Raw genomic sequence first — 13,729 nt, 5'->3', positions numbered from 1 at the left:
GCGCCGGCGCCCCCCCCCCGCCGCCGGCCCCGCCGGGGGGGCGGGCGGGGGGCCCCCCGGGGGGGGGGCCGCCCCCGGCGGGGGGGGGGGCCCCGGGGGGCGGGGGGGCCGGGGCGCCCGCCCGTTCAGTTGACTGTCGGACGTGTCGGCGTACGGGTTAACGCCGCGGCGAGGCGTCGAGTACCTGCTGGAGCGCCTCGAACTCCTCGACGCACTTGCCGGAGCCGAGCGCGACGGAGTCGAGCGGGTTCTCGGCGATGTGGATCGGCATGCCGGTCTCGCGGCGCAGCCGCTCGTCCAGGCCGCGCAGCAGGGCGCCGCCGCCGGTGAGGACGATGCCCCGGTCCATGACGTCGCCGGCGAGCTCGGGCGGGCACTGGTCGAGGGTGGTCTTGACGGCGTCGATGATCGAGTTGACCGGCTCGTCGATGGCCTCGCGGACCTCGGCGGCGGAGATCACGACGGTCTTGGGCAGGCCGCTGACGAGGTCGCGGCCGCGGATCTCGGCGTGCTCGTCCTTCTCGCCCTCCAGGCCGAAGGCGCTGCCGATGCTCATCTTGATCTGCTCGGCGCTGCGCTCGCCCAGGAGGAGGGAGTACTCCTTCTTGATGTGCTGGACGATCGCGTTGTCCAGCTCGTCCCCGGCGACCCGGATGGACTGGGCGGTGACGATGCCGCCGAGGGAGATCACGGCGACCTCGGTGGTGCCGCCGCCGATGTCGACGACCATGTTGCCGGTGGCCTCGTGGACGGGCAGGCCCGCGCCGATCGCCGCGGCCATCGGCTCCTCGATGATGTGGACCTGGCGGGCGCCGGCCTGCGAGGAGGCCTCGATGACGGCGCGGCGCTCGACGCCGGTGATGCCGGAGGGCACGCAGACCACGACGCGCGGGCGGGCGAGGTAGCGGCGGCGGTGGATCTTGAGGATGAAGTAGCGCAGCATCCGCTCGGTGATCTCGAAGTCGGCGATCACGCCGTCCTTGAGCGGGCGGATGGCGACGATGTTGCCGGGCGTGCGGCCGATCATCTTCTTGGCCTCGGCGCCGACGGCCAGGATGCCGCCGGTGTTGGTGTTGACCGCGACCACGGACGGCTCGTTGAGGACGATGCCCTTGCCCCTGACGTACACCAGCGTGTTGGCAGTTCCTAGGTCGATCGCCAGGTCTCGTCCGATGAACGACAGGTTGCTCGCCATGGGGTGTAGGTGCCTTCCCGGGCTCGGAGTTCATGGAGGGGGGACGAAAGCGCGCGCCCGCGCTCGGGCAAAGACCAGCTGAGCTGCCTTACCGGGCCCTTGAGTCGCGTCCATCGTAGTCACGCCGCGCGGTGGGGACGTCGACGTGGGGCATACCGTCCATTGTCCGGGGCGTGATCGCATCTCCGAGGATTGGGACGCCGTGTCGGCGCCCCCGGTTGCCTATTTCCCGATAAGAATGCCCCGGCCGGGCCAATGGTCCCGACCGGGGCATGACCTACGGCCCTCGGGCCCCGGCCTCAGGCGTGGGCCGGGAAGAAGATCTTGATCTCGCGCTCCGCGGACTCCGGGGAGTCGGAGGCGTGGATCAGGTTCTCGCGGGTGATCGTCGCGTAGTCGCCGCGGATGGTGCCGGCGCCGGCCTCCAGCGGGTTGGTGGCCCCGGCGAGCATGCGGATGCCCTTCACGACCTCCTCGCCCTCGACGATCAGCGCGATCGACGGGCCGGTGGTCATGAACTCCAGCAGCGGCTCGTAGAACGGACGGCCGACGTGCTCGGCGTAGTGCTGCTCCAGCGTCGCCCGGTCGAAGGTGCGCAGCTCGACGGCAGCGAAGCGCCAGCCGGCCTTGCGCTCGATGCGGCTGATGATCTCGCCGGCCAGGCCACGGCGGACGGCGTCGGGCTTGAGCAGGACGAGAGTGCGCTGGGACACGGTGCGTCTCCTCGGGAATCGGTACGGCTAGGGGGTACGGGGCGAAGGTTACCTTGCGTACACGGCGTGTCGGCTTGCAGGCCCTAGGCGGGGGTGGAAGCGGCCTCGGCGGCCGCGCGGGCGGCCTTGAAGGCGTCGACCTTGCGGCCGTAGTGCACCGAGCACCACCACAGGCCGGCGAAGACCACGCCGAGGCCGAACATCGTCGGCAGGACGAAGCCGGTGGCGATCAGGCCGATCTGCAGCGCCCAGCCGATCTGCACGGCGCCGGGGCGGTTGATCATGCCGCAGAGCGCCAGGCACAGGGCCATGGCGATCCCGCTGACGATCCAGACCGTCGCCGTGGAGACGCTGGAGAGCCGCATCGCGACGCAGGCCGCGAAGAGCACCAGCAGCGCCTCGCCGATGAGCGTCGAGGAGCAGAGCGTCCTCATGTCACTTCCTCCCGAGCAGCAGGCGGGCCTCGCCCACCGTGATGACCGATCCGGTGACCAGCACCCCGGCGCCACCGAGGTCGCCCTCCTCCTCGGCGAGGGCGACGGCGGCGGCGATGGCGTCGTCGAGCCGGGGCTCGACCTGCACGCGGTCCTCGCCGAAGACCTCGACGGCCAGGGCGGCGAGCGCGTCCACGTCCATCGCGCGGTGGGTGGAGTTCTGGGTGATGACGACCTCGGCCAGGATCGGCTCGAAGGCCTCCAGCACGCCGGCCACGTCCTTGTCCCCGGAGGTGCCGATCACGCCGACCAGGCGGGTGAAGCCGAAGGACTCGGTGAGCGCGGCCACGGTGGCGTGGGCGCCGTGCGGGTTGTGCGCGGCGTCCAGGAGGATGGTGGGGCTGCGGCGCACGACCTCCAGGCGGCCCGGGGAGGAGACGCCGGAGAAGCCCTGGCGGACCTTGTCCACGTCGAGCCTGCCGCCGCGGGCGCCGCCGACGCCGAAGAAGGCCTCGACGGCCGCCAGCGCGAGCGCCGCGTTCTGCGCCTGGTACTCGCCGTGCAGCGGGATGAAGACGTCCTCGTACTCCTCGCCGCCGAGGCCGCGCAGGGTGATCAGCTGGCCGCCGACCGCGAGTTCGCGGCGGATGACGCCGAACTCCATGCCCTCGCGGGCGACGGTGGCGTCGACCTCGACGGCGCGGCGCAGGATGACCTGGGCGGCGTCCAGCTGCTGCTGGGCGACGACGGCGACGGAGCCGCTCTTGACGATCCCGGACTTCTCGACGGCGATCTCGCCGGTGGTCTCGCCGAGCTTGTCGGTGTGGTCGAGCCCGATGGGGGTGATCACGGCGACGGGGGCGTCGATGACGTTGGTGGCGTCCCAGGAGCCGCCCATGCCGACCTCGATCACGGCGACGTCCACCGGGGCGTCGGCGAAGGCGGCGTAGGCCATGCCGGTGAGGACCTCGAAGAAGGACATCGCCACCGGCTGGGCGGCGTCGACCATCTGCACGTAGGGCTCGATGTCGCGGTAGACCTCGACGAAGCGCTCGGGGGTGATCGGGGCGCCGTCCAGGCTTATCCGCTCGGTGACGGACTCCACGTGGGGGCTGGTGTAGCGGCCGGTGCGCAGCTCGAAGGTGTTGAGGAGCTGCTCGATCATCCGGGCGGTGGAGGTCTTGCCGTTGGTGCCGGTGATGTGGATGGACGGGAAGGACCGCTGGGGCTGGCCCAGGATGTCCATCAGCGCCTCGATCCGGTCGAGCGAGGGCTCCAGCTTGTTCTCCGGCCAGCGCTTGGAGAGTTCCACCTCGACGTCGCGCAGGGCGTCGGAGGGGGACCCTTCCGCGGGGCGGAGGGTATAGGGGTTCGGGTCGGCCTTGTCGCTCACGACCCCAGTCTACGGAGCGGCGGCGGCCCGTCCCGCCAGGGTGCGGGCGGGGCGGGGGCACGGCGGGGGCGGGGTGAGAACGGCCACTTTGCCCGTTCTTCACCTTCAGTCCGCAGTTCGTTCCCTTTACTATTGATTTAGCGAGTTTGAACGGCAATGGAGCATCGATTCGCAAGCCTGAGGAGTCATCAGCCTTTGATCTTGAGGAGCACCGCCCCATGCCCGACGCCCTGCACGAATGGATCGTGCTCCGCCAGGACGCGATCGTCTGGTTCGCCGGACTGATCTCACTGGCGCTCGTCGGCTACATGCTCTTCGTCTTCGGCCGCTTCCTCGTCTACTGGGCCGGCTCCCGCCACGCCTTCCGGCACAACACCCCCGCCGAACCCGGCGACCCCTCCGCCTTCCAGTGGCACCTGGTCATCCCCTGCCGCGACGAGGAGGCCGTCGTCGTCCAGACCCTGGACGGCCTGCGCGCCGGCGCCCCCGAGGCCCACCTGTGGGTGATCGACGACGACAGCGAGGACGCCACCCGCGACCTCGTCCTCGCCGCCGCCGCGCACGACCCGCGCGTCCACCTCGTCCAGCGCCGCCGCCCCCACGCCCGGATCGGCAAGGGCGCCGCCCTCAACGCCGCCTACCGCGAGATCTCCGCCTGGCTGCCCGAGGGCGCCGACCGCTCCCGCGTCGTCATCGGCGTCGTCGACGCCGACGGGCAGCTCGACCCCGGCACCCTCGCCCAGGTCTGCAACGCCAAGGCCCTCGCCCGCCCCGACACCGGCGCCGTCCAGATCGGCGTACGGATGCGCAACGCCGACGACGAGCTCCCGCTGCCCGGCCGGGGCCGCGCCGCCAACGCCCTCGCCCGCGCCCTCGTCCGGATGCAGGACGTCGAGTTCCAGGCCAACAACACCGGCATGCAGCTGCTGCGCCGGCGCACCGGCAGCGTCGGCCTCGGCGGCAACGGCCAGTTCGTCCGGCTCACCGCCCTCGACTCCCTCACCGCCGAGGAGGGCCGCGCCGGGCGCCCCTGGCCCGAGCGCGCCCTGCTGGAGGACTACGAGTCCGGCCTCGACCTGCGCCTGGCCGGCTGGCGGCTCACCCACGTCAGCGAGACCAACGTGTCCCAGGAGGGCCTGATCTCGCTGCGCCGCTTCCTCACCCAGCGCACCCGCTGGGCCCAGGGCAACATGCAGTGCCTGCGCTACACCGGCCGGGTGCTGCGCTCCCCGCACTACACCGCGGCCGGCAAGGCCGAGGTGGTGTACACCTTCCTCCAGCCCGTGGTCTGCGTGCTGCTCGTCCTGCTCCTGCCGGTCTCGCTCGGGATCACCGGCGCCGGGCTCGTCCTCTTCCCCGAGGAGACCGCCGAGTTCCAGCTCCGCTTCGGGCCCTGGATGCTGCTCCTCCTCGCCCTGGCCACCCTGCCGATGGTGTTCTGGGGCTTCGCCTACCGCCGCCTCGTCCACCCCGACCGCAGCCGGCTCACCGCGCTGCTCTGGGGCGTCCTGGTCTGGCTGTACGCCTACCACCTGTTCATCGTCGCCACCCGCGCCGCCGCCCGGCTGCTGCTCGGCCGCAACGGCTGGGCCAAGACCCGGCGCAACGCCGAGAAGGTCGCCCTCGGCGCCCCCACCGCCCTCGAGTCCTGAGCCCGCCCCACCGCTCTCCCGGAGTTGCCGCATGTCCATGTGCCTGCCCCCGTCCAGCGTCGCCGTCGTCCTCGGCACCCGCCCCGAGCTGGTCAAGCTCGCCCCGCTGATCCACGAGCTCGGCGACGCCACCCGCCTCGTCCACACCGGCCAGCACTGGGACGAGGCGATGTCCGGCCGCTTCCTGCGCGACCTCGACCTGCCCCGGCCCGAGCTGCTCACCGGGGTCGGCGGGCGCCCCCGCGCCGGCCAGATCGCCCAGTCCCTCGGCCAGCTCGACGCCGCCTTCGCCGAGGACCGCCCCGTCGCCGTCGTCGTCCAGGGCGACACCAACGCCACCCTCGCGGGCGCGCTGGCCGCCAACGCCCGCGAGATCCCGCTGGTGCACGTCGAGGCCGGGCTGCGCAGCCACGACCGCGCGATGCCCGAGGAGCACAACCGGGTGATGGTCGACCACGTCTCCGACCTGCTCTGCGCCGCCACCGACGACAACGTCGCCAACCTGCGCGCCGAGGCCCTGGCGGACGAGCGCATCGAGCTCACCGGCAACACCGTCGTCGAGGTCGTGCGCCGCCAGCTGCCCGACGAGGCCACCCGCGCCGCGCTGCTCGCCGCGCACGGGCTCGCCCCCGACGCGTACGTGCTGGCCACCGTCCACCGCCCGGAGAACACCGACACCGCCGAGGCCCTCGGCGCCGTCCTCGCCGAGCTGGACCGCATCGCCCGGGCCGGCACCCCCGTGCTGTTCCCGATGCACCCGCGCACCCGGGCCGCCGTCGAGCGCTTCGGGCTGGAGGGCCTGCTGGAGCGCATCGCCGTCACCGGCCCGGTCGGCTACGGCGACTTCCTGGGCCTGGCGAGCCACGCCGCCCTGCTGGTCTCCGACTCCGGCGGCGTCCAGGAGGAGTGCACCGTGCTCGGCCGCCCGCTGCTGGTGGTGCGCCGCTCCACCGAGCGCCCCGAGGCGGTGACGGCCGGATTCGCCGCGCTGGTGCGGCCCGGCGAGGAGCTGGGCGCGCTCGCCCGCGAGTGGCTCGGCGACACCCCCGAGCGCCTGGCGCGCCTGGCCGCCACTGCGAGCCCGTACGGGGACGGCCTCGCCTCCGCCCGCATCGCCGCCCTGACCGCCGAACTCGCCGATCAGCGCCAGGCGTTGCCGCAGGCCGCGTAGCGGCCCTCTTGACAGCAGAATTGGTCTACTCCATTTTGTGAGGCAAGTCTCCTTCCCCAGAGGGGACTTGAGTTGTCGGTAGCTCCCGCACGCGCACCATCGACACCCCGGACGGCGCTCCACCCCCACACGGACGCCGCCGGGCCTCCCCCACTGGAGATGGAGTCATGCCTCCTGCCCGACACCGGCGCCCGCGCGCCGTCCACTCCCTGCTGGCCGGGGCGAGCGCGCTCGTCATCGGCCTGGCCGGGCTCGCCGTCGCCGGCACCGGCGCACACGCCGCCGACGGCGAACTGCTCGCCAACGGCGGCTTCGAGACCGGCGACCTGAGCAGCTGGACCTGTACGGCGGGCGCCGTCCAGAGCTCCTCCGTGCACACCGGCACGTACGCCCTGCAGTCCACCCCGAGCGGCGGCGACACCGGCGAGTGCACCCAGACCGTCGCCGTGAAGCCGTCCTCCACCTACAACCTGAGCGCCTGGGTGCAGGGCAGCTACGTCTACCTCGGCGCCCGCGGCACCGGCGGCGGCGACCCGAGCACCTGGACGCCCTCCGCCAACTGGTCGCAGCTGACCACCAGCTTCACCACCGGCCCGAGCACCACCAGCATCACCGTCTACCTGCACGGCTGGTACGGGCAGCCCGCCTTCCTCGCCGACGACGTCTCCCTGCTCGGCCCCGGCGGGACCCAGCCCTCCCCCAGCCCGACCGCGACGAACACCACCACCGCGAGCCCGTCCCCGACCGCCACCGCCACCGGCACGGGCACCGGCTCCCCCAGCCCGACCGCCACCTCGACCTCCACCAAGCCGCCCGGGCTGCCCAAGCACCTGCTCACCGGCTACTGGCAGAACTTCGACAACGGCGCCGCCGTCCAGAAGATCAGCGACGTCCCGGCCGCGTACGACATCATCGCGGTCGCCTTCGCCGACGCCACCGCCACCCGCGGCGGCCTGAGCTTCACCCTCGACCCGAAGCTCTCCTCCCGGCTCGGCGGCTACACCGACGCCCAATTCAAGGCCGACATCGCCGCCAAGAAGGCCGCCGGGAAGAAGGTCGTGCTCTCCATCGGCGGCCAGAACGGCACCGTCTGGGTGGGCGACTCCTCCTCCGCCGCCGCCTTCACCGACAGCGCCTGGTCGCTGATCCAGTCCTACGGCTTCGACGGGATCGACATCGACCTGGAGAACGGGATCAGCTCCACCTACATGGGCCAGGCCCTGCACGCCCTGGCGGCCAGGGCCGGCAGCGGGTTCGTCCTCACCATGGCACCGCAGACCATCGACATGCAGTCGACCGGCATGGAGTACTTCAAGCTGGCGCTGAACGTGAAGGACATCCTCACCATCGTCAACATGCAGTACTACAACTCGGGCGCCATGAACGGCTGCGACGGCAACGTCTACTCGCAGAGCACCGAGAACTTCCTCACCGGGCTGGCCTGCATCCAGCTCAAGGGCGGGCTGCGGCCCGACCAGGTGGGCCTCGGGGTCCCGGCCTCCACCAGCGCGGCCGGCGGCGGCTACGTCAGCCCGGGCGTGGTCAACGCCGCGCTGGACTGCCTGGCCTCCGGGACCAACTGCGGCAGCTACAAGCCCGACACCACCTGGCCGGGCATCGGCGGCGCGATGACCTGGTCCACCAACTGGGACGCCAGCGCCGGGAACCCGGTCTCCGGCACCATCGGCAGCCACCTGCACGCCATGCCGTGACGCCCCGCCGGGGGCCCGGGCCTCAGTTCCCGGCCCGGGCCTCCGGCACCTGCCCGCAGCCGCCGTGGCGGCGGCGCAACTCGGCGGTGATCTCGGCCAGTTCGCCCTCGGGCAGCAGCGGCAGCATCATCGCCACCCCCTGCAGCAGCCCGCCGAGCAGGTAGGTGGTGTCCGCCGTCGCCGCGACCAGGCCGCGCACCTCGGCCACGTCCCCGGCCTCCACCGCCTCGATCAGCTGGGCGGCGTGCGCCGTCTCCTCGTCCACCAGGACGTCGACGGTGTCGGCCGGGGCCCGGCGGGCCATCGCCCGCAGCACCTTGTCGCCGACCTCGGGGGCGTACGCCTTGCGGACGGCCTCGGCGGCGATCCAGGCGAGCAGGGTGGTCACCTCGCGCGCCGCGTGCTCGGCGAGCAGCCGGTCCAGCTCGTGGTCGAAGGCGAGCTGGTTCCCGTGCCGGAAGGCGAGCAGCAGCGTCGCCGCGCTGGCCTTGGCCTCCTCGACCGCCTCGGCAGGCAGTTCGTCGACCAACTCCTCGGTGACCACCACGCCGTGCCCTCCCGTCCGTCGCTCGGCAGAACGCTCCGCGAAATCCCACCGCGGAAACCCTCCGCGGAAACTCCGTGCACACCGTACACATCCGCCCTGCAAACTTCCGCGAACGCGCGCGGGCAAGACCGGAATCGATTCGAGCGAAATAGGACCTCACCCGGTCCAGGATGAATATTCGCCGGAAGGGAGCAATGTTGCTGCTCTATTAGGCGTAGCGGAAAACCGCGGCCCGGGAAACGACCGAGGGGCCGCTCCCCGCGCGTCGCGGAGAACGGCCCCTCGAAAAGGACCCGGACGGCCGAACGGCCGGCGTGGATCAGCCCTTCGGCAGCGCCGCGAGCTGGGCCGTGATCCGGGCGATGTCGGCCTCGGCGGCCTCCTGACGGCCCCGGATCTTGGCGACGACCTCGTCCGGCGCCTTGGCCAGGAAGGCCTCGTTGCCGAGCTTGGCGGTGGTCTGCGCCTTCTCCTTCTCGGCGGCCGCGAGGTCCTTGGCCAGGCGCTTGCGCTCGGCCTCGACGTCGATGGTGCCGGAGAGGTCCAGGGCGACGGTGGCACCGGCCACCGGCAGCGAGGCGGTGGCCTCGAAGCCCGCCTCGGCAGCCGTCAGCCACAGCAGCGAGCGGATGGCGTCCTCGTGGTCGACCAGCGAGGTGCCGGCCAGCTCCAGGGTGGCGGGGACGCGCTGGCGGTCCTGGAGGCCCTGGTCGATGCGGAAGCGTCGGACCTCGGTGACCACCTGCTGGACCGTGGCGACCTCGGCCTCGGCCGCGGCGTCGCGGAAGCCGCTGTCCGCCGGCCACTCGGCGACGACCAGCGACTCGGCACCGGTGAGCCTGGTCCACAGGGTCTCGGTGACGAACGGGACGACCGGGTGCAGCAGGCGCAGGGTGACGTCCAGGACCTCGCCGAGGACCCGGCGGGAGGCGTCGGCGGCCGGGCCGCCCTTGGCCAGGGTGGTCTTGGAGAGCTCGACGTACCAGTCGAACACCTCGTCCCAGGCGAAGTGGAACAGCGTGTCCGAGACCTTGGCGAACTCGAAGCCGTCGTAGAGCGCGTCCACCTCGGCGACGGTGGCGTTCAGCCGCGACAGGATCCAGCGGTCCGCCGCCGTCAGCTCCTCCGACGCGGGCAGCGGGCCCTCGACGGTGGCGCCGTTCATCAGCGCGAAGCGGGTCGCGTTCCAGATCTTGTTGCAGAAGTTGCGCGAGCCCTTGACCCAGTCCTCGCCGATCGGCACGTCGGCGCCCGGGTTGGCGCCGCGGGCCAGGGTGAAGCGGACGGCGTCGGCGCCGTAGGCGTCCATCCAGTCCAGCGGGTCGACGGCGGTGCCGGAGGACTTCGACATCTTCTTGCCGAACTCGTCGCGCACCAGGCCGGTCAGGGCGACGGTCTTGAACGGGGCCTCGCCGTCCATCGCGTACAGGCCGAACATCATCATCCGGGCGACCCAGAAGAAGATGATGTCGTGGCCCGTGACCAGGACGTCGGTCGGGTAGAACTTCTCGAGGTCGGCGGTCTTCTCCGGCCAGCCGAGCGTGGAGAACGGCCACAGGCCGGAGGAGAACCAGGTGTCCAGGACGTCCGGGTCCTGGTGCCAGCCCTCGCCCGTCGGCGGCTGCTCGTCGGGGCCGACGCAGACGACCTCGCCCTCGGGGCCGTACCAGACCGGGATCCGGTGGCCCCACCAGAGCTGGCGCGAGATGCACCAGTCGTACATGTTGTCGACCCAGTCGAAGTAGCGGCGCTCCAGCGACTTCGGGTGGATCTCCACCTTGCCGTCGCGCACCGCGTCGCCGGCGGCCTTGGCCAGCGGCTCGACCTTGACCCACCACTGCAGCGACAGCCGCGGCTCGACCACGGTGTGGCAGCGGGAGCAGTGGCCGACGGCGTGCATGTACGGGCGCTTCTCGGCGACGATGCGGCCCTGCTCGCGCAGCGCGCCGACGACGGCCGAGCGGGCCTCCAGCCGGTCCATGCCGAGGAAGGGGCCGTGCACGGTGATGGCGCCGTGCTCGTCCATGACCGTGAGGTTGGGCAGGTCGTGGCGCTGGCCGATGGCGAAGTCGTTCGGGTCGTGCGCCGGGGTCACCTTGACGGCGCCGGTGCCGAACTCCGGGTCCACGTGCTCGTCGGCGACGACCGGGATCTCACGGTCGGTCAGCGGCAGCTTGATGGTCCGGCCGACGAGGTGGCGGTAGCGCTCGTCCTCCGGGTGGACGGCGACGGCCGTGTCGCCCAGCATCGTCTCGGCGCGGGTGGTGGCGACGACGATCGAGTCCTCGCCCTCGCCGTAGCGGATCGAGACCAGCTCGCCCGGGGTGTCCTCGTGCTCCACCTCGATGTCGGAGAGCGCGGTCAGGCAGCGCGGGCACCAGTTGATGATGCGCTCGGCGCGGTAGATCAGGCCGTCGTCGAAGAGGCGCTTGAAGATGGTCTGGACGGCCTGGGAGAGGCCCTCGTCCATGGTGAAGCGCTCGCGCGACCAGTCCACGCCGTCGCCGAGGCGGCGCATCTGGCCGAGGATGCGGCCGCCGTAGCTGCGCTTCCACTCCCAGACCTTCTCGACGAACGCCTCGCGGCCCAGGTCGTGGCGGGACAGGCCGGACTCGGCGAGCTGCTGCTCCACCTTGTTCTGCGTCGCGATGCCGGCGTGGTCCATGCCCGGCAGCCAGAGCGTCTCGTAGCCCTGCATGCGCTTGCGGCGGGTCAGCGCGTCCATCAGCGTGTGCTGGAAGGCGTGGCCCAGGTGCAGGGCGCCGGTGACGTTCGGCGGCGGGATGACGATGGTGTAGGCGGGCTTGTCGCTCTTCGCGTCCGCGGTGAAGTAGCCACGGTCCACCCAGCGCTCGTACAGCTCGCCCTCTACGTCCGCGGGGGTGTAGGTCGTCGGGAGGGTTGCCGCATCGTCCCCGGCAAAGGTGCTCACGGGGCGCTGGTTCGTCGTGTCGGTCACGACGCACAGTTTACGTAACGGGCGGCTGGGTCACGAACCGCTTTCGGTACGGCCCTCAGCCCGGTACGGGCGGCTCCCGCGTCGTCCCCGTGCGATAACGTGCCCGGGCACTGATCCGATCATCGGGAAGTGTACGGAGCGTTTCCGAACCAACGGAAGGCCGCGTGCGCGGCGGGGGGGCACGAGCATGTACGGGCAGGAGCCGCAGTACCCGCCTGGCGGTCAGCCGCCGTACGGGGCCCAGCCGCCCTACGGCCCGCCGCAGCCCCAGCCGCCCCACCCCCCGTACGGCGCCCCGCAGCCCGGCTACGGCGGGTACCCGCAGCAGCAGCCCCCGTACGGCCCGCCGCAGCAGCCGGGCTACCCGGCCCAGCCCGGCTACGGCGGGTACCCGGGCTACCCGCAGCCGCCCCGCAGGAGCCGGGGCGGACTGGTCGCCGCGCTGGTCGTCGGCGCCCTGGTGCTCGGCGGCGGAGGGTTCGCGGCCTGGAAGTACCTCGGCGGCGGCGGGGACGACAAGCCGGGCACGTACAAGCTCGTGGCGCCCCAGACCATCGGCAACGGCTACGACCGCGGCCTGGTCAAGGAGGACGCCACCGATGTCAGCAAGCCCGAGATGGCCGCGTACGGGAAGAACCTCCACACCCTCGGCGTCGCCTTCGACCACGGCTCCGACAAGACCGACTACATCGTCGTGGCCGGCCTCTACGGCGAGCTCAACGACCCGGGCCAGGTCCTGGACGAGGCGCGCAAGAACGCCGGCGCCCTCACCTGGACCACGCCCCTGACGGACTTCCCCGCGCGGGACGACCGGTCCTCCTCCGCGCGGCTCGCCTGCGGCGCCGCCACCGCCCTCGGCAAGCCAGGCCCGATCGTCTGCGTCTGGGCCGACCACTCCACCTTCGGCCGGGTCAGCTTCATGGCCGGCGGCACCCAGGGGCTCACCCCCGTGCAGGCCGCCGAAAAGACCCGGGCGATCCGCGACCTGATGAAGGTCGCAAAGTAATCCCGTCATCCCAGAAAGGGACTCGCGTGTCCGACCAGAACCCCTACGGCGCCCCGCAGCAGCCGGGCTACCCGGCCCAGCCGGGTTACGGCGCGGCCCAGCAGCCGCCGGCCGGCTACCCCGGCGCCCCGGGCGGCGAGGCCTACCCCGGCTACGGCGGCGCGTACGCCCCGATGCCCCCGCAGAAGAAGTCCCGCAAGGGCCTGTGGATCACCCTCGCCGCCGTCGGCGCCGTGGTGGTCCTGGGCGGCGGCGCCGTGGCGTACTTCGCCTACGACGTCGTCAGCAGCGCCGGCACCCAGAAGATCGTCCTCCCGGCCGACTTCAAGGACATGAAGCGCAACGACGACTCCCCCGTCACCGCCGCCATGGAGAAGGCGATGACGGACAGCCTCGGCAAGGGCGACGGCAACTGGCAGCCCACCGGCGTGGCCGGCCTGTACCAGGACGCCCAGTCCCAGCCGCAGCTGATCGTGGCCGGCGCCTACGGCAAGATCCTCAACCCGAAGCAGCAGCTGGACGAGGCCTTCAACGGCGTCGCCTCCAAGGGCTCGACCATCTCGGACCGCCACAGCGTGGACGCCGGCCCCAAGGGCGGCGACATGGAGTGCGGCACCCTCGTCGAGGCCGACAGCAAGATCGGCATCTGCGCCTGGGCCGACACCAGCAGCCTCGTCATGGTGATGAAGATGGACCCGGAGGGCAACGCCACCCCGGACATCAACAAGCTCGCCGCGGACACCCGCGACCTGCGCGCCACCTCCGAGGTCGCGAAGTAACCTCCGCCCGGCGGCAGGAGAACACGGGAGGGGGCCCCCCCCCCCCCCCGGGGGGGCCCCCCCCCCCCCCCACAACCGCCGGGGGCCCCCCCCCCCCCCCCCCCCCCGCGCCCCCCGGTTTAGTTCGCGCGGGGCGCGGGGGGGGGGCGCGGGGGGGGTGTCGCGGGC

At 72.3% G+C, this 13,729-nt stretch carries 11 protein-coding genes; 5 read left to right on the top strand and 6 right to left on the bottom strand.

From position 1 onward, the window contains the following. Positions 1–157: 157 nt before the first annotated feature. From ACIRRS_RS38115 to ACIRRS_RS38100, 4 genes are all read right to left on the bottom strand, one after another. Complete coding sequence (locus ACIRRS_RS38115; RefSeq protein WP_031076009.1) at positions 158–1,183, bottom strand: rod shape-determining protein; 1,026 nt, start codon at positions 1,181–1,183, stop codon at positions 158–160. Between the two features lie 311 nt (positions 1,184–1,494). After that, positions 1,495–1,908 (bottom strand): nucleoside-diphosphate kinase, encoded by a 414-nt coding sequence (gene ndk / locus ACIRRS_RS38110; RefSeq protein ID WP_402981611.1) that lies wholly within the window; start codon positions 1,906–1,908, stop codon positions 1,495–1,497. Positions 1,909–1,991: 83 nt separating this feature from the next. Then, on the bottom strand, positions 1,992–2,342 hold the full coding sequence (locus ACIRRS_RS38105; RefSeq protein WP_402981608.1) for a DUF4233 domain-containing protein: 351 nt from the start codon (positions 2,340–2,342) through the stop codon (positions 1,992–1,994). A 1-nt stretch (position 2,343) separates the two neighbouring features. Then, on the bottom strand, positions 2,344–3,735 hold the full coding sequence (locus tag ACIRRS_RS38100; RefSeq protein WP_402981605.1) for a bifunctional folylpolyglutamate synthase/dihydrofolate synthase: 1,392 nt from the start codon (positions 3,733–3,735) through the stop codon (positions 2,344–2,346). A gap of 218 nt (positions 3,736–3,953) precedes the next feature. Between ACIRRS_RS38100 and ACIRRS_RS38095 the strand changes: the two genes are divergently transcribed. From ACIRRS_RS38095 to ACIRRS_RS38085, 3 genes are all read left to right on the top strand, one after another. After that, complete coding sequence (locus ACIRRS_RS38095; RefSeq protein WP_402981602.1) at positions 3,954–5,387, top strand: glycosyltransferase; 1,434 nt, start codon at positions 3,954–3,956, stop codon at positions 5,385–5,387. Positions 5,388–5,424: 37 nt separating this feature from the next. Next, positions 5,425–6,558 (top strand): non-hydrolyzing UDP-N-acetylglucosamine 2-epimerase, encoded by a 1,134-nt coding sequence (wecB, locus tag ACIRRS_RS38090; RefSeq protein WP_402981614.1) that lies wholly within the window; start codon positions 5,425–5,427, stop codon positions 6,556–6,558. A gap of 167 nt (positions 6,559–6,725) precedes the next feature. Next, on the top strand, positions 6,726–8,270 hold the full coding sequence (locus ACIRRS_RS38085) for a chitinase (protein WP_402981599.1): 1,545 nt from the start codon (positions 6,726–6,728) through the stop codon (positions 8,268–8,270). 22 nt (positions 8,271–8,292) lie between these two features. Here ACIRRS_RS38085 and ACIRRS_RS38080 read toward each other — a convergent pair whose 3' ends face one another. Together ACIRRS_RS38080 and ACIRRS_RS38075 are read right to left on the bottom strand one after the other, a co-directional pair. After that, entirely contained in the window at positions 8,293–8,817 is a 525-nt protein-coding gene (locus ACIRRS_RS38080; RefSeq protein ID WP_402981596.1) for a hypothetical protein, read from the bottom strand. 319 nt (positions 8,818–9,136) lie between these two features. Then, entirely contained in the window at positions 9,137–11,776 is a 2,640-nt protein-coding gene (locus ACIRRS_RS38075) for a valine--tRNA ligase (RefSeq protein WP_402981593.1), read from the bottom strand. Between the two features lie 187 nt (positions 11,777–11,963). Between ACIRRS_RS38075 and ACIRRS_RS38070 the strand changes: the two genes are divergently transcribed. After that, complete coding sequence (locus ACIRRS_RS38070; RefSeq protein ID WP_402981590.1) at positions 11,964–12,782, top strand: hypothetical protein; 819 nt, start codon at positions 11,964–11,966, stop codon at positions 12,780–12,782. Positions 12,783–12,808: 26 nt separating this feature from the next. Next, positions 12,809–13,561: a hypothetical protein gene (locus ACIRRS_RS38065; protein ID WP_402981587.1), complete on the top strand. Its 753-nt coding sequence runs from the start codon at positions 12,809–12,811 to the stop codon at positions 13,559–13,561. Positions 13,562–13,729 lie beyond the last annotated feature (168 nt).

Origin of the sequence: Kitasatospora sp. NPDC101183 (genome assembly GCF_044767945.1) — a bacterium.
Classification (GTDB): Bacteria; Actinomycetota; Actinomycetes; order Streptomycetales; family Streptomycetaceae; genus Kitasatospora.
This window is presented reverse-complemented; position numbering and strand designations above follow the sequence as displayed.